At 66.6% G+C, this 18,738-nt stretch carries 18 protein-coding genes and 1 tRNA gene; 4 read left to right on the top strand and 15 right to left on the bottom strand.

Annotation, left to right across the window (positions count from 1 at the left end; translation table 11 throughout):
• Nucleotides 1-57 precede the first annotated feature (57 nt).
• Nucleotides 58-1,710, top strand: coding sequence for an FAD-binding dehydrogenase (locus B7R21_RS06130; RefSeq protein WP_116282372.1), 1,653 nt, complete (start codon nucleotides 58-60; stop codon nucleotides 1,708-1,710).
• A gap of 23 nt (nucleotides 1,711-1,733) precedes the next feature.
• Here the strand turns inward: B7R21_RS06130 and B7R21_RS06125 are convergent, their stop codons facing one another.
• Nucleotides 1,734-2,393: a hypothetical protein gene (locus B7R21_RS06125; protein WP_116282371.1), complete on the bottom strand. Its 660-nt coding sequence runs from the start codon at nucleotides 2,391-2,393 to the stop codon at nucleotides 1,734-1,736.
• Nucleotides 2,394-2,470: 77 nt separating this feature from the next.
• Here B7R21_RS06125 and B7R21_RS06120 point away from each other — a divergent pair, with 77 nt between their 5' ends.
• Nucleotides 2,471-3,340 (top strand): acyl-CoA thioesterase, encoded by an 870-nt coding sequence (locus B7R21_RS06120; protein WP_116282388.1) that lies wholly within the window; start codon nucleotides 2,471-2,473, stop codon nucleotides 3,338-3,340.
• Between the two features lie 33 nt (nucleotides 3,341-3,373).
• On the opposite strand, the gene B7R21_RS06115 is transcribed toward B7R21_RS06120, so the two are convergent.
• Genes B7R21_RS06115 through B7R21_RS20390 form a run of 4 tightly spaced genes read right to left on the bottom strand, consistent with a single transcriptional unit; the run spans nucleotide 3,374 to nucleotide 6,764 of the window.
• Nucleotides 3,374-3,880: an acyl-CoA thioesterase gene (locus B7R21_RS06115; protein ID WP_116282370.1), complete on the bottom strand. Its 507-nt coding sequence runs from the start codon at nucleotides 3,878-3,880 to the stop codon at nucleotides 3,374-3,376.
• A gap of 51 nt (nucleotides 3,881-3,931) precedes the next feature.
• Nucleotides 3,932-5,614: an energy-dependent translational throttle protein EttA gene (gene ettA / locus B7R21_RS06110; protein WP_116282369.1), complete on the bottom strand. Its 1,683-nt coding sequence runs from the start codon at nucleotides 5,612-5,614 to the stop codon at nucleotides 3,932-3,934.
• Nucleotides 5,615-5,616: 2 nt separating this feature from the next.
• On the bottom strand, nucleotides 5,617-6,114 hold the full coding sequence (locus B7R21_RS06105; RefSeq protein ID WP_116282368.1) for a DUF6993 domain-containing protein: 498 nt from the start codon (nucleotides 6,112-6,114) through the stop codon (nucleotides 5,617-5,619).
• Nucleotides 6,115-6,143: 29 nt separating this feature from the next.
• Complete coding sequence (locus B7R21_RS20390; RefSeq protein ID WP_216364138.1) at nucleotides 6,144-6,764, bottom strand: single-stranded DNA-binding protein; 621 nt, start codon at nucleotides 6,762-6,764, stop codon at nucleotides 6,144-6,146.
• Nucleotides 6,765-7,017: 253 nt separating this feature from the next.
• Here B7R21_RS20390 and B7R21_RS06095 point away from each other — a divergent pair, with 253 nt between their 5' ends.
• Together B7R21_RS06095 and B7R21_RS06090 are read left to right on the top strand one after the other, a co-directional pair.
• Nucleotides 7,018-7,239 (top strand): hypothetical protein, encoded by a 222-nt coding sequence (locus B7R21_RS06095; RefSeq protein WP_116282367.1) that lies wholly within the window; start codon nucleotides 7,018-7,020, stop codon nucleotides 7,237-7,239.
• A gap of 74 nt (nucleotides 7,240-7,313) precedes the next feature.
• Nucleotides 7,314-8,123 carry a hypothetical protein gene (locus B7R21_RS06090; RefSeq protein WP_216364136.1) on the top strand — a complete coding sequence of 270 codons (810 nt, stop codon included), beginning with the start codon at nucleotides 7,314-7,316 and terminating at the stop codon, nucleotides 8,121-8,123.
• A 60-nt stretch (nucleotides 8,124-8,183) separates the two neighbouring features.
• On the opposite strand, the gene B7R21_RS06085 is transcribed toward B7R21_RS06090, so the two are convergent.
• From B7R21_RS06085 to B7R21_RS06040, 10 genes are all read right to left on the bottom strand, one after another.
• Nucleotides 8,184-8,255 (bottom strand) — tRNA-Arg (locus B7R21_RS06085).
• Between the two features lie 61 nt (nucleotides 8,256-8,316).
• Complete coding sequence (locus tag B7R21_RS06080; protein WP_116282366.1) at nucleotides 8,317-8,733, bottom strand: DUF1801 domain-containing protein; 417 nt, start codon at nucleotides 8,731-8,733, stop codon at nucleotides 8,317-8,319.
• Nucleotides 8,734-8,870: 137 nt separating this feature from the next.
• A complete protein-coding gene (locus tag B7R21_RS06075) occupies nucleotides 8,871-9,755 on the bottom strand; it encodes an isocitrate lyase/PEP mutase family protein (protein ID WP_116282365.1) in 885 nt (294 codons plus the stop codon).
• Nucleotides 9,752-10,960, bottom strand: coding sequence for an alcohol dehydrogenase catalytic domain-containing protein (locus tag B7R21_RS06070; protein WP_116282364.1), 1,209 nt, complete (start codon nucleotides 10,958-10,960; stop codon nucleotides 9,752-9,754). Before B7R21_RS06070 ends, B7R21_RS06075 begins: the two co-directional genes overlap by 4 nt.
• A complete protein-coding gene (gene leuC, locus B7R21_RS06065) occupies nucleotides 10,957-12,372 on the bottom strand; it encodes a 3-isopropylmalate dehydratase large subunit (RefSeq protein ID WP_116282363.1) in 1,416 nt (471 codons plus the stop codon). Before leuC ends, B7R21_RS06070 begins: the two co-directional genes overlap by 4 nt.
• A complete protein-coding gene (locus B7R21_RS06060; RefSeq protein ID WP_116282362.1) occupies nucleotides 12,369-13,901 on the bottom strand; it encodes a sugar ABC transporter ATP-binding protein in 1,533 nt (510 codons plus the stop codon). Before B7R21_RS06060 ends, leuC begins: the two co-directional genes overlap by 4 nt.
• A gap of 3 nt (nucleotides 13,902-13,904) precedes the next feature.
• Nucleotides 13,905-15,053 (bottom strand): sugar ABC transporter substrate-binding protein, encoded by a 1,149-nt coding sequence (locus B7R21_RS06055; RefSeq protein WP_116282361.1) that lies wholly within the window; start codon nucleotides 15,051-15,053, stop codon nucleotides 13,905-13,907.
• A gap of 129 nt (nucleotides 15,054-15,182) precedes the next feature.
• On the bottom strand, nucleotides 15,183-16,205 hold the full coding sequence (locus B7R21_RS06050) for an ABC transporter permease (protein ID WP_116282360.1): 1,023 nt from the start codon (nucleotides 16,203-16,205) through the stop codon (nucleotides 15,183-15,185).
• Nucleotides 16,202-16,870 (bottom strand): isochorismatase family protein, encoded by a 669-nt coding sequence (locus B7R21_RS06045; protein WP_116282359.1) that lies wholly within the window; start codon nucleotides 16,868-16,870, stop codon nucleotides 16,202-16,204. The genes B7R21_RS06050 and B7R21_RS06045 overlap by 4 nt, the downstream gene beginning before the upstream one ends.
• Nucleotides 16,867-18,735, bottom strand: a complete 1,869-nt coding sequence (locus B7R21_RS06040; RefSeq protein WP_116282358.1) for a hydantoinase B/oxoprolinase family protein — start codon at nucleotides 18,733-18,735, stop codon at nucleotides 16,867-16,869. Before B7R21_RS06040 ends, B7R21_RS06045 begins: the two co-directional genes overlap by 4 nt.
• Between the last annotated feature and the right edge of the window lie 3 nt (nucleotides 18,736-18,738).

Below are 18,738 nucleotides of genomic sequence, written 5' to 3'. Positions count from 1 at the left end.
AGCCCGTGGGGCCGCACCCCGGGTCGCCCCACCCGGTAGGAACGAAGGAGTTCTGACATGACTGCACAGTCCGACGTGATCATCGTGGGCGCGGGGCTCGCCGGCCTCGTGGCGGCCGCCGAGCTGGTCGACGCCGGCCGGCGCGTGACGATCGTGGAGCAGGAGCCGGCCGCCTCCCTCGGCGGGCAGGCCTGGTGGTCGTTCGGCGGGCTCTTTCTGGTCGACAGCCCCGAGCAGCGCCGCCTCGGTGTGCACGACAGCCTCGAACTCGCCCGCCAGGACTGGTTCGCCTCCGCCGGCTTCGACCGGGACGTCGATGAGTGGCCGAGACGGTGGGCCGAGGCCTACCTGCAGTTCGCGGCCGGCGAGAAGCGCGCGTGGCTCCGCCAGCAGGGGGTGCGGTTCTTCCCTGTGGTCGGCTGGGCGGAGCGGGGCGGCGGAACGGCTCTCTCCCACGGCAACTCCGTGCCGCGCTTCCACATCACGTGGGGCACCGGCCCCGGTGTGCTCGAACCCTTCGTGCGGCGGGTTCGGGCGGGCGTCCGGAGCGGGCTCGTGACCCTGCTGCACCGGCACCGGGTCGATGGACTCACCACGACAGACGGGGGCGTCACTGGTGTGCGCGGCGCTGTTCTCGAGCCGTCATCCGCCGGGCGCGGCGTCACGAGTTCGCGCACGGTCGTTGGCTCGTTCGAGGTGGCGGCGTCGGCGGTCATCGTGACCAGCGGCGGCATCGGGGGCAACCACGACCTCGTGCGGCAGAACTGGCCGGCGCGCTTCGGCACTCCCCCGGCATCCCTGCTCTCGGGAGTGCCCGCCCACGTCGACGGTCGGATGCTCGGCATCACCCGCCAGGCAGGGGGAACCCTGATCAACTCCGATCGGATGTGGCACTACACGGAGGGCATCACGAACTTCGATCCCGTCTGGCAGCGCCACGGCATCCGGATCCTGCCGGGCCCGTCGTCGCTCTGGCTCGACGCCACGGGGCGCCGCCTGCCCGTGCCGCTGTTCCCCGGTTTCGACACCCTCGGAACACTCGAACACATCCTCTCGACAGGCTACGACCACAGTTGGTTCGTGCTGACGCAGAAGATCATCGAGAAGGAGTTCGCGCTCTCGGGCAGCGAACAGAACCCCGATCTGACGGGGAAGGACCTGCGGCTGCTGGCGGCGCGCGTCGGGCCCGGCGCTCCCGGGCCCGTCGAGGCGTTCAAGGCGCACGGGGCCGACTTCGTCGTGGCCTCCTCGCTGGAAGAGCTGCTGGTGGGAATGCAGAAGCTCTCCGGCGATGCCCCGCTCGACACGGCGCGGGTGAGCGCCGAGATCGAAGGGCGCGACCGGGAGATCTCGCACGAATTCACGAAGGACGCCCAGATCACGGCGGTGCGCGGGGCCCGGCGGTACCGCGGGGACAAGCTGATCCGGGTGGCGGCTCCGCACCGGCTCCTCGACCCGGCGGCCGGGCCGTTGATCGCGGTGAAGCTGCACATTCTGACGCGCAAGTCGCTGGGCGGCATCCAGACCGACCTCTCGGGACGGGTGCTCGACGGATCGGGGTCGCCCGTGCCGGGGCTGTTCGCGGCGGGCGAGGCGAGCGGGTTCGGTGGCGGCGGGATGCACGGCTACCGCTCGCTCGAGGGCACGTTCCTCGGTGGGTGCCTGTTCTCGGGCCGCCAGGTGGGGCGTGCGGTGGCGGCGGCGCTCTGACGGGAACCCCGCTCTGCGCCGGGTCAGCGAGTCAGGATGTGGCCGCGGCGGGTGCTGAGCCGCGTCCAGGGGCCCGACTCGTAGAGGGCGACAGGATCGTCGGGGCGGAGGAATCCGAGGCTCACCGCGGCGAAGGCGGCGCCCGACGGTGTGCGGCGGCCGATGCCCTCGATCGGGCGGCCCCAGACCTGGCTCCGCACGCGATGCACGAGCTGCTCGCCGGCGTCGGGGGGCAGGGCAGCTGCCACCTCGGTGATGCCGTCGCCGGCGGTCTTCTCCAGTACGGCCGAATCGACGAGCCCGAGGTTCGTCCAGCCGCCGCGGGGCGGTGAGATCCCGGCCCACGCCGTCGGGCCCTCGGAAGGCGGAAGAGTGACCTCCACAGGCCCTGTGTCCCCGTTCGCGACGACCGAGAGCAGGGCGAGCCGGTCGAGGAGAGCCCGGATCGACACGATCTCATCGAACTCCAGCTGCCTGTCGCTCAGGGCGAACGTGCGGAGGCCGAGAACCGTCGGGCCGGTGTCGAGCAGACCCTTGGGCGCAAGCACCGACGCATAGACGGCGAGAACCCCCTGGCCGGCGATCAGACGCACCGAATCGGTGCCCACCCGGGCGGAACGCCCGAGATACACCTTGAGGTCGCCGAGGGAGAGCGCATCGACGAGGGAGAACGTTTGAACCATCAACTCCTAAACTACAGAAGGCGAGGACGCCCCGCATGACCATCGGGCAGCCGTGGCCGGATCGAGACGGAGAGAACATGACCGACGCCTTCAACAGCCTTCTGGAAGCGCTCGACATCACCGAGAGTTCGGTGAGAACGACCGAGGACATCTTCGTCGCCCCGTCGATCTGGACGCCGCTCGGCCGGGTCTTCGGCGGGCAGGTCCTGGCGCAGTCGCTGGTCGCCGCGAGTCGCACCATCGAGGGCGATCGCCCTGCACATTCGATGCACGGCTACTTCCTCCGGCCCGGAGATGCGAACCAGCCCATCACCTTCTCGGTCGACCGCATCCACGATGGGCGCTCCTTCTCGACCAGGCGCACGCAGGCCTACCAGAACGGGGTGCCGATCCTGTCGATGATCGCCTCGTTCCAGACCGATGACCCCGGTCTCGACCACCAGATCGGAATGCCCGAGGGACTACCCGATCCCGAATCGCTGCCGACCACCGCAGATGTCATCGGGTCGCTGGATCACCCGGTGGCTCGGAGCTGGGCCCACGAACGCCCCTTCGACGTGCGCCACATCTCGCAGCCGGTCTATCTCCAGGCGGATGAGAGTCGTGCTGCGCACCAGGCGGTCTGGGTGCGCGCTGTCTCGCGGCTCCCCGATGACCCGGTGCTGCACCGGGCGGCACTGGCCTACGCCAGCGACTATTCCATCCTGGAGGCGGTCTTCCGTCGGCACGGCCTCACCTGGATGACACCGGGAATGAAGGTCGCGAGCCTCGACCACGCGATGTGGTGGCACCGCCCCGGCCGCGCCGACGAGTGGGTGCTCTACACGCAGGAATCCCCTTCCGCGACCGGCGGGCGCGGACTGGCGCTCGGGCGGATGTTCTCCCGGGACGGAACCCTTCTCGCGAGCATCGCCCAGGAGGGGACGATCCGCGTTCCGGGCGTCTAGGTTCCACCCCGATCCCTCTGGCTCCTGCCAGCGTCAGCGACGGTGCGTGAACTCGAGCGGTGCCTCGACGAACGGCTCCCACGCGGCGCGTTCCGTGGCGGAGATGCGACGGGGCCGCTGAAGTTCTGCGTCGAACAGCACGAGGGTGGTGGCTGCCCGGGTGAAGAGCACACGTGTCTCGGATGCCACGGGGTTCCAGACCTCGTAGCAGACGTCGAGGCTCGCCCCCGCGAGACGCCCGATCCAGAGCTGGAGGTCGAGGGGCTCCCGCAGATACGGTATCTGCGCGAGGTACTCGATCTCCTGGCGGGCGATCAGGGAGAGCGTGCGCGCGTCGGCGCGGCCGTCGAGCACCGCCATGGCGGTGTTCCCGGTGAACTCGGTCACCTCGCCATCTGCAGTCTGACGTGTGGTGGACTCGGTCGACCAGAACGCCTCGATGCGCGCCTCTTCGAGGAGGCGCAGCATCGAGACATTGTTCACGTGCCCGTAGGCATCGAGGTCGGACCAGCGCAGTCTGGTCGGAACGTTCAGTCGCATCTCAGCGGCCCAGGTGGTGCAGGGTCACGGCTGTCTCTCGGCGGCGGCGCGTCAGTCGCGGGTCAGCTTGCGGTACGCGGAGCGGTGGGGCTTCGCCGCATCCGGGCCGAGACGCTCGATCTTGTTCTGCTCGTAGGCCTCGAAGTTGCCCTCGAACCAGTACCAGTTCGCCGGGTCGTCCTCTGTGCCCTCGTAGGAGAGGATGTGCGTCGCGATGCGATCGAGGAACCACCGGTCGTGTGTGATCACCACAGCGCAGCCGGGGAACTCGAGCAGGGCGTTCTCGAGGCTGCCCAGGGTCTCGACGTCGAGGTCGTTCGTCGGTTCGTCGAGCAGCAGCAGGTTTCCACCCTGTTTGAGCGTGAGTGCGAGGTTCAACCGGTTGCGTTCACCACCGGAGAGCACACCCGCGGCTTTCTGCTGGTCGGGGCCCTTGAAGCCGAACGTGGAGACGTAGGCGCGTGACGGGATCTCGGTCTTGCCGACCTGGATGTAGTCCTGGCCGTCGGACACGACCTCCCAGAGCGTCTTCTTCGGGTCGATGCCGCCGCGGTCCTGGTCGACGTAGGAGATGTCGACCGTGTTGCCGATCGTCAGCTCGCCCGAGTCGAGCGGCTCGAAGCCGACGATGGTCTTGAACAGTGTCGACTTGCCGACACCGTTCGGGCCGATCACGCCGACGATACCGTTCCGGGGAAGAGTGAACGAGAGGTCGTTGATGAGCACGCGCTCACCGAATCCCTTGCTCAGCTTCTTCGCGTCGATGACCTGCGAGCCGAGACGTGGGCCCACGGGGATCACGATCTCCTCGAAGTCGAGCTTCCTGGTGCGCTCTGCCTCGCTCGCCATCTCCTCGTAGCGCGCCAGGCGCGCTTTGGACTTGGCCTGGCGACCCTTCGCATTCGACCTGACCCATTCGAGCTCTTCAGCGAGGCGCTTCGAGAGCTTGGCGTCCTTCTTGCCCTGCACCTGCAGGCGCTCCTGCTTCTTCTCGAGGTAGGTCGAGTAGTTGCCCTCGTAGGGGTAGAGCTTGCCGCGGTCGACTTCGGCGATCCATTCGGCGACGTGGTCGAGGAAGTACCTGTCGTGTGTGACGGCGAGCACAGCGCCCGGGTACTTCGCGAGGTGCTGCTCGAGCCACAGCACGCTCTCGGCGTCGAGGTGGTTCGTCGGTTCGTCGAGCAGCAGCAGGTCGGGCTTCTGCAGCAGGAGCTTGGTCAGCGCCACCCGGCGCTTCTCTCCACCGGAGAGGTTCGAGACACTGGCATCTCCGGGCGGGGTGCGGAGGGCATCCATCGCCTGTTCGAGCTGGGAGTCGAGATCCCAGGCGTCGGCGGCGTCGATCTTCTCCTGCAGCGTGCCCATCTCTTCGAGCAGGGTGTCGAAGTCGGCATCGGGGTCGGCCAGCGCCGCAGAGATCTCGTTGAAGCGATCGATCTGGCCCTTGATCTCGCCCACGCCCTCCTGCACGTTCTCGAGCACTGTCTTCGACTCGTCGAGCTCGGGCTCCTGCATCAGGATTCCCACGGTGTAGCCCGGGGAGAGAGTCGCGTCGCCGTTGCTCGGGGTGTCGAGGCCCGCCATGATCTTCAGGATGGTCGACTTTCCGGCGCCGTTCGGACCCACCACACCGATCTTCGCCCCCGGTAGGAACGACATCGTGACGTCGTCGAGGATCAGTTTCTCGCCCACGGCCTTGCGGGCGCGCACCATGGAGTAAATGTATTCGGCCATGATTAGAAGTCTATGGTGCGGGTCTCCCCGATCAGGCACTTGCCGGTGCCGAGCAGCGGGGCCACGAGGCTGTGGTACTCGCCGAAACTGTATTGGCCGATGAGGCACTGGCCACCGAGCGCCACTGAGAACTGGATCGAATCGGCCTTCACCCCCACCGTGGTGATGTCGGGGGTGACCTGCATGTCGGCGACGGTGAAACCCCCGTCGCGGAGCGCCGAGACGAATCCCTTTCCGTCGGCCGTCGAGTTCGCCGCCGTCGCAGCGGCGATCACCCCGTTGTTGACCGAGTCGAAGAACGGCAGGTTGTCGGTCGCCGATCCGCCGGGAACCAGCTTCGGTGCCGCCGTGGGCGGTGCGGTCGGGGCACCTGACTGCACCGAGGAGGACTCTGTCGGGGCCGGATCCGGGGTAGCCGTCGCCGTGCAGGCGGCGAGGGCGAGCGCGGTGGCTGCCGTCAGAACCGCAGTGAGCACGACGCGAGACGAGCGCGCTGGCATGAAAACTCCATTTGTTGTGGCGGGATCCCCTACAGACGGGTCGAGTCTAGGTGAGGAGTGAGCGCGCCATGCTCCGAATCGGCCGTGGACGCCGGAGTGAAGCCGTCGGATCCGAGCCCGGCGGCAGGTTCGGACCGTGCCCCGGGTATCGCCCAGCCACCCGATCCGGTGACAGCCGGTGCGGTGACGTCGCCCGACCCTGGCCCCAGGTCGCCCGGTCCGGGCGGCATACCGTGCCCTCCGCCCGGACCGGCACCGGGCGGAGCGGAAGACACCCCGGCCTGCGCCTCCGGCTGCACTGTGCGGCTGAACTGGGTCGTGCCCCAGCCGAGGTCGTGCCCCACAGACTCGACTTCGATCTCCACCGTCATTCCGCTCTTCTCGGCGTTCTCCCACTCACGGATGCGGAGCCGGCCCGCGGCCACCACCCTGTCGCCCTTGGAAACCGACGTCGCCAGGTTCGACGCGAGTTGGCGGAACGCCGTGAGGGTGTACCAGTTCGTGCCCACGTCGACCCAGCTGTTCTGGTGCCGGTCGAATCGGCGCTGGCTGGAGGCCAGCCGGAAACTCGTGATGTCGAGCCCCTCTGTGGTGGTGATGTGCCGCGGTGTCGTCGCGACGACCCCTGTCAGGCAAATGGTGTCGGGCATGGTGTGCTCCTCGGGGTGATCGGGCCGACGTCCGACGCGGGATGCGAAGGGCTGTGGTTCGGCCGCTGCGACGATTCTGGTCCCGTGACCCTGCGCTGGTGGGGGGCTCAGCAACCATCTGTGGAGAGATCCTGCAAGGCCGGCGTTGTGGGCGAGAGGAGAGCCCCACGTCCGCCCTCCACCGATGTCGGTGGTCGCGCATAGCCTGCAGTCACACCATCAGCCGGGCCGGCGCGATCACAGGAGGTACGACATGAACACCCTCAGAGCCAGCCGATTCCCCTCGTCGCCCCCGACCCTCCGCCAGGTGCGCCCCACTCTCTGGCGGGTGCTCCGTTCCGACGGCAGCATGGCCGGCTACATCGAGCAGGCGACCGAACGGTTCGAGGCCCGCCGGATGATCGCCTCCACGCGCCAGGTGGTGGGCGTCGGTGACTTCGCCTCGATCGACGATGCACTCTCCTGCTTCCGCTGATGGCCGTTCCGACCATCGCAACACACGCCCCCGTCATCCGGGGCCAGAGAACAGGCCAGAGGTAGTCTTCCCCCATGGAATGGTGGAGTGATTTTCTGACCTGGGCCGACACCGACGGGGGCGCCTACGTGATCACGAGCATCGCGGTGCCCGCGGTCTCGATCATCGTCGCCGGGCTGCTCGCGGCGTGGATCGCGAGCGGGTCGATCAAACGGCTGCTGGCCAGCCGTGACCGCGACCTCAAAGTCGCAGCGATCGGCGCGCTGGTGGATGCCGCGGAGCAGGCGTCCGTCTGGAATTCCCTCACCCCGCAGGAACAGGTGCTCTCCGACCGCGCCACAGGGCAGGCCGACATCCAGGTTCGCCTGCTGCCGATCAAGGGCGCCGCTGTCGCCGCGAACTGGGCAGCGCACTCGCTCGCCGAGATGAAGCGGAGTTCTGCGACCTTCGGCTACCAGGTCGAACCCGCCGTCATCGTGTTCCGCGACCAGCTCGTCGAATGGCAGAACCGTCCCGGCCGCACGCGGCGCTCGTTCCAGAGCGACCTCGACCGTTGGTCGACACAGGGCTCAGACAGCGAGCGCACCCTCAAGGAGCAGCAGGAGGCCTGGGTGGCCCAGCAGCATCACGAGCAGCACGGGGCTCCCGGAGCGCAGCAGCAGAGTGCCACGACCGCCGCGGCACCGACGCAGGCTGCGACATCCACGGGGCGCGAAGCTGCGCCCGCAGCTCCTGCGTACCAGGCATCCGCATACCAGGCCCCCACGTACCCGGCGCAGTCGACAGAGGCCCCCCGCGCAACGACGGGAACACTCGACACCGCACGCGTGCTGAACGACGTCGACGCGGTGCAGCGCCAGATCGACACCCCGGCCCCGCGCTGACAGCCCACCCTCGGCGAGCACCTCGGCGAGCACCCCGCAGAACGGGCATCCGCCGCGGAGTCCCCCCGGAGGGATTCGAACCCCCGGCCTGATGGGTAGAAACCATTTGCTCTTCCGCTGAGCTACGGGGGGAGGACTCCAGCATCCATTATGCCGTAGCGGCTCCGGCTGCTCCGAGCATCCGGCAGACGGCCTATTGCTTCGCCGGAGTCTGTCGAGCCGGAGTCTTTCGCGCCGGGGTCTTTCGCGGTTTCGACCGGTTGTAGGCGATTGCCGCCCGAACCAACGTCGCGAAGGCCTCTTCGTCGACCTCGTCGCCCTCGGCGAATTCCACGGAACGTCGCTGATTGCCGCCCAGCTCGCCGTTGAACAGGCCGTCGGGGTCGTCGATCAACGCGCCGTACATGAACCCGAGCTTCACTTTGGTCTTGAAGATGTTGCCCACCACGAGGATGCCGTCGAGTTCCCAGACGGGGGCTCCCATCCACTTCCATTCCTCGACGATGGCCGGATCGACGCCGCGGATGATGGCGCGCATCTGAGCAAGCTTCGCGCCGCGCCAGTCCGGGTGCTTCTCGATCAGGCTGTCGATCTCCTCGGTCGGATTCATCTCAGGTCTCCTTGCCTCGGGCCTGATCGTATGCCATCCCGTCGGCAGCAGACCGGTGTGGCGTGCAGAGAATCGGTGGGTGGGTTCCGCAGCGACCGGACGCCACCGAACCCACCCACCTGCCTGGGGGGGGTCGACTACGTGGTCGCGTTCTGTCCTTGGAAGCGGGCGTCGATCGCCAGGTAGCGGTCCAGGTCGACGATGGCATTGAGACCGTCGAGGCCGTGCATTCGGTCCATCCACGAGGCGGAGGACCCGTCAGCAGCAAGATCTTTGTAGAAGTCCCCGAACTCGCGCGCGGCGATGCGGAGCGTCGTCGTGGGGTAGATGACGACCCCGAATCCCTTCTGGTGAAGCTCGGCAAGGCTCAGCGCGGGCGTGCGTCCACCCTCGCTCATGTTCGCCATGGTCATCGGGCCGAACGCCGACCCGATGGTGGCGAGCTGTTCCACCGCTTCGGGAGCATCGATGAAGACGATGTCTGCGCCCGCGTCAGCGAAAGCCTCTCCTCTCCGGATTGCCTCATCCAAGCCTCGCGGTGCGAGCGAATCGGTTCGAGCGATGACGACGGTGTCGGGATTGCGGCGGGCCTGCACCGCGGCCGCCACCTTGCGCACAGCCTCGTCGAACGCAATGACCTCCTTGCCGCTCATGTGACCGCACTTCTTGGGCCACACCTGGTCTTCGATCTGGATCGCCGAGGCACCGGCTGCTTCCATGGCGCGAAGATTCTCTGTCACCGCGATCACATCTCCGTACCCGGTGTCGGCATCGCAGATGAGGGGCAACTCGGTGACCCGCCGCACAGCAGCCAGGGCATCCAGAGTCTCTCGCGCACCCAACAGACCGATGTCGGGCAGACCGTGCCGCCAAGCGGCAACGGCGTAACCGCTCAGGTAGAACGCGTCGAACCCCGACTGCTCGGCCACCCGGGCCTCGAGCGGTGTTCCTCCACCCGGGATGAGAAGCGGATCGGTCTCGATGGAGGCAAGCCGATGACGGAATCTCTCGCTGGCGTTCATATCTGGATACTCTCTTGGTTCGGTGCTTCGGTGGTGAGAATGGAGTCTGGGGGTGCCTGCGTCGGCGCCTGGTCGAATCGGATGATCTGGCGGAGCACATGGCCATCGGCCAGAGCATCCATGGAGCCGTTGATGTTCTCGAGGCTCACCTCCGACGAGACCAGGCTCTCGACCGGAAGCCGACCGGCCCGCCAGAGGTCGACGAACCGGGGAATGTCACGCTTCGGAACCGAGCCACCGAGGTAGCTGCCGAGGATCCGGCGCGCGCCGGCCACGAGCGCAAGAGGCGAGATGCTGGCGAGATCGTCCGGGGCCGGGAGACCCGCAGTGACGGTTCTGCCGCCGATCGCCGTCATGGCGACGGCGGCCTCGAACGCCACAGCCCGGCCGACGGCTTCGACGACGAGATCGGCGGTGATGCCGAGTTCCGCCGCTTCCGTGGGTGTGTACACCTCGTGCGCCCCGAGCCCGCGTGCGGTCTCGAGCTTGTCGGCGTGCACATCGATGCCGATCACCGTCACCCCGTCGTGCGCCAGACCGACGAGGAGGGCGGCCATTCCCACTCCGCCGAGACCCATCACGGCGAGTCGTTCACCGCTGACGAGCTGGCCGGTGTTGAGAACGGCACCGCCCCCGGTGAGAACAGCGCAGCCCATCAGAGCCGCGACGTCAGGCGGGACATCCTGATCGACGACGACAACCGAACGGTAGTCGACCACGGAACGTTCGGCGAAGCCCGAAACCCCGAGATGGTGGAAGATCGCACCCTCGTCGTCGTGGATCCGGATGCCACCGGAGAGCAGTGTCCCCTCGCCGTTGGAGGCGCTCCCCCGCTCGCAGGGGCTCGCGCCACCACTCGCGCAGGCGGCGCATTCCTCACACCGCGGCAAGAAGGTCATGACCACCCGGTCACCGATGCTCACACCGACGACTTCAGAGCCCACCACTTCCACGATTCCGGCGGCCTCGTGACCGAGCAGCATGGGTACGGGCCGCGGGCGCACTCCCGACACGACCGAGAGATCGGAGTGACAGAGGCTGGCGACCTCGATGCGCACCTCGATCTCGGTCGCTCCGGGCGCATCCAGCTGCACCCTGCGAATCTCGAGTGGCCGGCTGACTGAGTAGGGTCGCTTCGATCCGATGCGGCTGAGCACAGCGCCACGCACGGTGCCTCGCCGGGACGTTGCATCTTCGTCGATCATCGGTCGTCCCGTCCGTTGGAGAGGTCGGCGGGGCTCGAGAGCGTTCCGCGCACTGCCGTCGCCGCTGCGACGCCGGGCGACACCAGGTGAGTGCGGGCACCGGGGCCCTGGCGGCCCTCGAAGTTCCGGTTGGAGGTCGAAGCGATTCGCTCCTGGGGCTTCCCGCGGTCTTCGTTCAGGCCGAGGCACATCGAACATCCGGCTGAGCGCCACTCGGCGCCGGCGGCGAGGAAGATCTGGTCGAGCCCCTCCTCCTCCGCATGCTTCTTCACATCGAGCGACCCGGGAACGACCAGCATCCGGACACCGTCGGCGACGCTCCTGCCCTTGAGCACTCCGGCGGCGAGCCGGAGGTCTTCGATGCGGCTGTTGGTGCACGAGCCGATGAAGACCGTGTCGACCGGGATGTCGCGCATGCGGGTGCCCGGCACCAGCCCCATGTACTCCAGGGCCCGCTCGCCTGCAGCGCGCAGGGCGTCATCGACCAGGATCCCCGGATCGGGCACGGTGCCGTCCAGCGGCACGCCCTGCCCGGGGTTCGTTCCCCAGGTGACGAACGGCTGCACGAGGTCGGCATCGATCGTGACTTCGGTGTCGAACACGGCGTCTTCATCGCTGAACAACTGCGACCACCCGGCGACCGCCTCATCCCACGCGGCTCCGGTGGGAGCGTGCTCCCGCCCGTGCACATAGGCGAAGGTGGTCTCGTCGGGCGCGACGAGACCCGCTCGAGCACCCCACTCGATGCTGAGGTTGCAGAGAGTCATCCGCGCCTCGATCGAGAGCGCACGGATAGCCGGACCGCGATATTCGACGATGTGACCCGCTCCCGCTCCTGTTCCGACCTGGGCGATGAGCGCGAGAGCGAGATCCTTCGCCGTGGCACCGTTGGACAGAGAGCCGACAACGTTGACAGCCATCGTCAGAGGGCGCGCCTGGGGCAGCGTCTGTGTGGCGAGCACATGCTCGACCTCGCTCGTGCCGATGCCGAAGGCGAGTGCCCCGAGAGCACCGTGGGTGGAGGTGTGACTGTCGCCACAGACGATCGTCATCCCGGGCTGGGTGAGCCCCGTCTCCGGACCGATGATGTGCACGATCCCCTGGCCGGTAGCCCCGAGGCTCCGCAATCGGATGCCGAACTCCGCGCAATTCTTTCGGAGGGCCTCGACCTGGATGCGACCGAGCGGCTCACGCAACTCGAATGTGTCCGTGGGGACGTTGTGGTCCTCGACGGCGAGAGTGAGTTCGGGACGCCGCACTGTCCGGCCTGACAACCGCAGCCCGTCGAACGCCTGGGGGCTCGAGACCTCGTGCAGGAAGTGCAGATCGATGAAGAGCAGATCGGGACGGTCGCCCTCGCGGGGGATGGCCTGTTTCTGCCAGATCTTCTCGACCAGGGTCGTGCCGGTCATCGTTCGTGCACCGCAACGGCGAGCGCGTGGGCGCTCAAGTCGTCTCTCTCAATGGTCAACGTGATCCTCCCTGCTTTCACCACGTGCACACGAGTGCACAGTCTGGCGAGATCTTCGTATTCGACGCTGGCGATCACCAGCACCGTGCCCTCGGCGGCGAGGCCGGCCATCTGGCGGAAGACGTCGCGTTTGGCACCGACATCGACCCCCTGCGTCGGTTCGTGCAGTGCATAGACCCGCGGCTCGGCAATCACCCATTTGGCGAGAAGCGCCTTCTGCTGGTTACCACCGCTGAGGCTCGACAGCGCAGCATCCGGGTGCGGGGCCTGAATGGAATAGTTGTCGATCTGCTCGCGAACCACGGTGCGCTCACGGGCAGCATCGAGCATGACGCCTCGTGCACGGAACTTCGAGAGAGTGGCGATGGTGACGTTCTCGGCGAGGCTCAGGGTCTGAGCGCCACTGCGGTTCTTCCGGTCGGCGGGCAGCAGTGCAATACCGCGCGCAATGGCGGATTGCGGTGTCTGCGCGCGTGCGTCGACCCTCGCTCCGTCGATGGTGATCGAGCCGGACCTGGGTCGTGACGCACCCGACAGCAGATACGGAATGTGCTCGTAGCCGCCGCCCGGCAGTCCGATGAAACCGACGATCTCCCCCGCACGAGCACTGAAGCCGACCTCTTCGACTGTTCCGCCCGAAAGCTTCTCGACGGTCAGAACGGTTTCACCCGAACGCTCGTTGTAGTCGGGGTACAGCCCTTCGGGGGACCGACCGAGCATGAGCGTCACGAGATCTCTCTCGGTCTGACCCTCTGTCAGCTCGTCGGCCACGAGATTTCCGCCGCGGAAGACGATCACACGCTCACAGTGGTCGATCACCTCGTCGAGCCGGTGCGAGACGAAGAGGATACTGGTGCCGTCTTCGGTGAGTCGTCGAACGGCGGCGAAGAGCCGGGCGACGCCTTCCGCCGGCAGGTAGGCGGTCGGCTCGTCGAGCACGAGCAGGCGGGGGCGGTCGGTTCCGGCAGAGTCGATCTCGGCCAGCCCCCTGGCAATGGCCACGAGCGCACGATCGGTCACGCTGAGGTCACTGACAAGCGTTGTCGGCGACATGGTGAGACCGACCTTGGCGATCATCCCGGCGACGATTCGCTCTTCCTGCCTCCACCGGATGCGACCGAGCAGCCCTGTCGTGAACTGGGAGATCCGGAGGTTCTCGACGATCGTCAGGTTCTCCACGAGCGCGAGGTCCTGATGGATGAAGCCGAGACCGGTCTGTGTCGGACCCGCGGCGAGAACCCCGGAGATGTCGCGCTCCCCCATGCTCACGACGGCACCCCGATCGGGAGCGTGAAAGCCCGAGAGCACTTTGATGAAGGTCGACTTGCCGGAACCGTTCTCACCGATGAGTCCCACCGTCTCGCCGCGGGCGATGCTGAACGACACGTCGTTCAGCACAGTGATGGAACCGAACGTCTTCGACACGTGATCGACAACGAGCGCGCTGCTCCGGTCGGGGTTGGTCGCCATGTGCTATTTAGTCCACAGCTTCGCGAACTCCGCCTTGTATCCGTCGTAGTCGTACCACGAGAACTCATCCGTGCCCGTGATGAGGTCCTTGTTCGACTGGTCGAAGACACGGAGCCCGATGTTGTAGTTCTCGACAGGTGCGGTCCCGCTGAGCTCACGGAAGATCTGGTCCGCCATGGCGTAGGCCCACCACTCGTTGTGACCGCCGATGTCGAGCTTGAGCCCGCTCGTCGGGTCGTTGAGGCCATCCACGATCCCTGGGGTCGCATTGAATGTACCGACGTTCGCCTTCTCGCCCGCACCAGCGGAACGGATGGCGCTGAGTCCGGTCAGACCCTGTCCGTCGTACAGCGGGAGGAAGTAGGTACGGTCGGGGTCGGTGTTCAGCGCTGACTGGAACGCCGTCGGAATGCCGGTCTCCCACTGCGGGATCTGCACATCGCTGACGGTCACGTCGCAGCCGGGGCAGAGCTTGGCGACCTCGTCCTTCGTGCCATTGACCTGAGGCTGCGAAGCCGGAACGTCGTCGGAGGAGAAGATCGTGGCTTTGCCGGTGCCCTTGGAGTCCACGATCATCCAGTCGGCGATGAGCTGGCCGACCTTGACGTAGTCGAACGAGACCTCAGCATCCTGGCCCTTCGAGATGTCCCCGGGGACTCCCGACTGCGCGGTGATCACCTTCATGCCCTGTGCGTGAGCCGCAGCGATCTGCTGCGTGAAGAGGTCGGGGAAGAGTGCGACGAGAACGACGACGTCGGCTTTGGAGGCGATGGCCTGCTGGAAGCCCTTGTTCGCCTCGTCCACCGAGCCCTTGGCGTCGATCTCTTCGAGCTGCACGCCAGCCGTGTCGTTCAGAATGACCTTCAACGTGTCGGACCAGTACTTCAGCACAGGGATCGAGCTCGACACGTTGATGTAGACGACCCTCTTCCCGCTGAGCCCACTCGTCTTCACCGGATCGGTCGGACCCTGCCAGGTGGGCGGGTTGAGGTACGCGTCGAGGTTGGACTGTGCCGTCGCGATGCCGGCGGCGTCGCCCTGGGCCGCGGGCGCCGCGTTCGTATCGGTCCCACCCCCGGAGCACCCGGCCAGGGCGACAGTGGCGGCCAGGGCGACGCCGAAGACGGCGGAATGTTTACGTAAGGTGCGCATGGTGACTCCCGTGATTGGTGTGGGTTGAGGAAATGCGGAGGTGATGTAGTGATGTAGTGCTGTGGTGCTGGTGTGCGAGGTGCTGGCTTGTGCGGTGCCGACCTGAGGTTCAGCCTCCGTGCGATGCGGTCAGGAGCCGCCGCCGCGCGCTCTTCGGCCGGCGATGTGGCTGAGCGTGACTGCGACCAGGAGAGATGCTCCGTAGAAGACCTGTTCAGGCCAGCCCGCGAAGCCCAGATAGACAAGACCCGTGATGCCGGTGACCAGGAAGTAGACCGCGATGAAGGTACCGATCGCATTGAACCGGCCCGGTCGCACGGTGGTGGAGCCGAGAAAGGCACCTGCGAAGGCGGGCAGGAGGTAGTAGGCACCGGCCTGGGGGTTGGCGGCTCCGTTCTGCGAGGCGAGCACGACACCCGCCAGCCCGGCGATGAGCGACGTGGAGACCAGCGCGCCGAAACGGATGCGGTTCACTCGCAGCCCCGCAAGGCGTGCCACTTCCCGGCTCGCCAGGACGAACGCCATCCGGCGCCCGATCGGTGTGTGCTGCAGGATGAACCAGATCGCCACGGTCAGCAGGACTCCGAGATAGAAGGGCAGCGGGATGCCCAGCCATCGGGTAGCGACGAACTGCACAACAGAGACATCCAGCCCGGTCACGACCTTCGAGCCCGAGACCGCGAGCGTGAATCCGGTCAGGAGCGTCGCCATACCCAGTGTGACGATGATCGACTGCACCCCGACCACAACCACGAGCAGCGCATTGACCACGCCGACCAGCGCGCAGCAGACCAGTGTGAGCACAAGGGCGACACCGATCGGCAGCTTGAGCTGGCCGTTGAAGACCACCAGCAGGACGGCCCCGAATCCGACCACACTGCCGACTGACAGGTCGATCTCGCCCACCGCGAGCGCGAGCAGGAGGCCCATCGTCACGATCAGGATCACGGTCTGCGTGCCGAAGACGACCGAAGCTGTCCCCGAGGTGGGGAAGGTGTTCGGGCGAAGGAGGGAGAACACTCCGATCACGATGAGCCAGGCGATCAGCACGCCGTTCTTCTCGAGCAGCCCGAGCGGGCTGAATCTCGACGCGCGGGATCCCCGGGGCTCAAGGTCCGTCGCTGGCGGGGAGGGTTCTGCGACCTTCGTCATGATCTGTTCTTCCCATCGCCGCGGAGGTAGGCCAGAACCTCGGTCGAGGAACGCACCTCGCCGTATTTGGCCTGAATGTCGTAGAGACTCGCTTCGTGCGGCCCGTCGGCACGATCGCCGACCCCATCGCGAACGACCACCGGAAGGAAGCCGTGCTGGATGGCATCCACCGCCGTTGCACGGATGCAGCCACTGGTCGAGACACCCATGATGATCAGGGTGTCGATGCCTTGGCTGGTGAGAGTCGACGAGAGGCTGGTTCCGAAGAAGGCACTCGCGTACTGCTTCACGAGCACAGGTTCGGTGGGCCGTGGCGCCAGCTCGGGCACCAGCTCGCCGAGCGACGTGTCGCCGACGAAATGGGCCAGAGCGCCCACCTTCTGGAAGAAGAAGCCACCGTCACTGCCGCCCTCCGTGAAGGACACCCGAGTGTGGATGACCGGGATCCCTGCCTCGCGTGCTGCTGAGAGAACCTCCCCGGCAACTCCGAGGCACTCGTCGATTCCCATGTACAGCTGGGCGCCGGGTTCGAAATAGGCCCTCACGAAGTCCACCAGCACGATCGCCGGCTTGACACCGAGCGGCAGCCGCCTCTCGAATCCGGCCTCATCACTCTCCAACACGCGGGGGTCTCGCCGACGCGCGGTCACCGACGGCTCAGTCATGAGGCGGCCGGCATCTTCGGCGCCGGCAGTCCCGTCTCCTCGAGAGCGTTGGCAAGGATGATCTCGAGCTCCGGCCCACGATCGAAGAGCGGGAGTTCGCCTCGAGTCGAACGGAGCTCGGCTCGGAGTGCTGCAGAGGCATCGGCATCGGCCCGACCCGCATCCGTCACGACGACTCCATACGCCCGGGCACCCACCTGGGTGACGAGGCCTTCCCGCACCTCGGTCGCCACCAGTTCGGGATCGCGGAGCAACGGGTCGCCCCATCCGCCGCCGCCCCACGTGCCGAAATGCAACGACTCCCCTGCGCGAACGGGGACGTCGTGGATCTTGCTCGGCAGGACCTCCACCGATCCGTCGAGATGGTCGAGCCACTTGCGGGACCGCTCGCCCGGGTGGCCGCCGTTCACTCCCCAGGGGTAGGTGAGCCACCGGTCGTCATGGATGGTGATGGTGCCGCTCTCGAGGAAGTGGTAGACCACCTCGACGCCATTTCCGCCCCGGTGAAGGCCCGCTCCGCCCGAATCGGCGATGGTCTCCCACTTCTCGATCCGCATTGGGTAATAGCTCTCGAGGTACTCACACGGAATGTTCATGAATGACGGCCAGAGCGAGTGACCGTCGGGGCCGTCACCGATGGGTCGACCGGGGATACCACCGAAACCGATCGAGTAGAGCTGGAACCACTCACCCTTCTTCTCCCCCTCCGAGTGGTGCCCGGAGTACATGAAGTGAGGCGAGGAGGAGAATCCGGCAGCGTTCAACAGATCCGGCGTCTTCTGTCCGAGCAGACCCCCGAACAGGTCGAACAGCCGACCGATTCCGTGGTTGCGCGCGTTCAGAGCTGCCGGGTACTTCGGCTTCCAGAAAGAGCCTTCCGGAATGTTCACGTCGATCAGCGGATAGAACCCGTCGTTCCACAGGATCTGCGGGTCGGCCACGGTGATGATGTAGATGCCGAAGAACATCTTCACCAGGGACTCGTTGAGGTAGTAGTTGATCGGTCCCGGCGCCTGCGAGGAACTTCCCGCGAAGTCGAGGGTGACGGTGTCGCCGTTCCTCGTCAGCGTCAGGGTGAGCTGGAACGGCCCATTGCCCACTCCGTCGTCGTCGATGTAGTCGGTGAACGAGATGCTCTCACCGTCTTCGAAGATGGTCGAGAGCAGGATCTTCATGGCACGGTAGTTGCGCTCGAGCAGTGCGTCGAGACCGGAGGCGTAGGTGTCGACGCCGAAACGCTCGCACATCTCCTGTACGCGCTTTCCCGCAATGCGCGTTGCTGCGACGAGACCGTTCAGATCTGCCCGGTTCCACTGCGGCTGGCGCACCTGGTTCAGGATGATGTCGAGCGGATCCTTGTTGAGGGTTCCCGCCTTGTAGAGCTTGAACGGCGGGATGACGACACCTTCTTCGAAGATGGTCAACGCATCGGTCGGCATGCTCGAGGGGGTCTTGCCGCCGACATCCGTCATGTGACCGAACATCGCGGCCCAGCCGACCAGCCGGCCGTCGAAGAAGATCGGGGTGACGACGAGCCAGTCGTTGGCGTGGCTGATCGCGCCGTCACAGCTGTAGGGATCGGAGGTGAGGAGAACGTCGCCCTCCTCGATCGTGTCGGTGAACCTGCCGAGCAGTGCGGGTACCGACAGTCCGAACTGGCCGACCACCATGCGACCCTGCGCGTCGGCGATCAGGGGGAACTCGTCGTGCTGCTCGCGGATGCCCGGGGACAGCGCCGTGCGGAAGAGCACCTCGTCCATCTCGTAGCGGGCGTTCCGCAGACTGTTCTCAATGAGGTCGAGCGTGATGACGTCGACATCCACCGGCGCGAGCGGTTCGGTGTTGGTTTCGATGATCCGTGCCATGAG

This window comes from Subtercola boreus (assembly GCF_003399625.1).
GTDB lineage: Bacteria > Actinomycetota > Actinomycetes > Actinomycetales > Microbacteriaceae > Subtercola > Subtercola boreus_C.
Note: the sequence above shows the minus strand (reverse complement) of the source record. Positions and strands in the feature narration are given on the sequence as shown.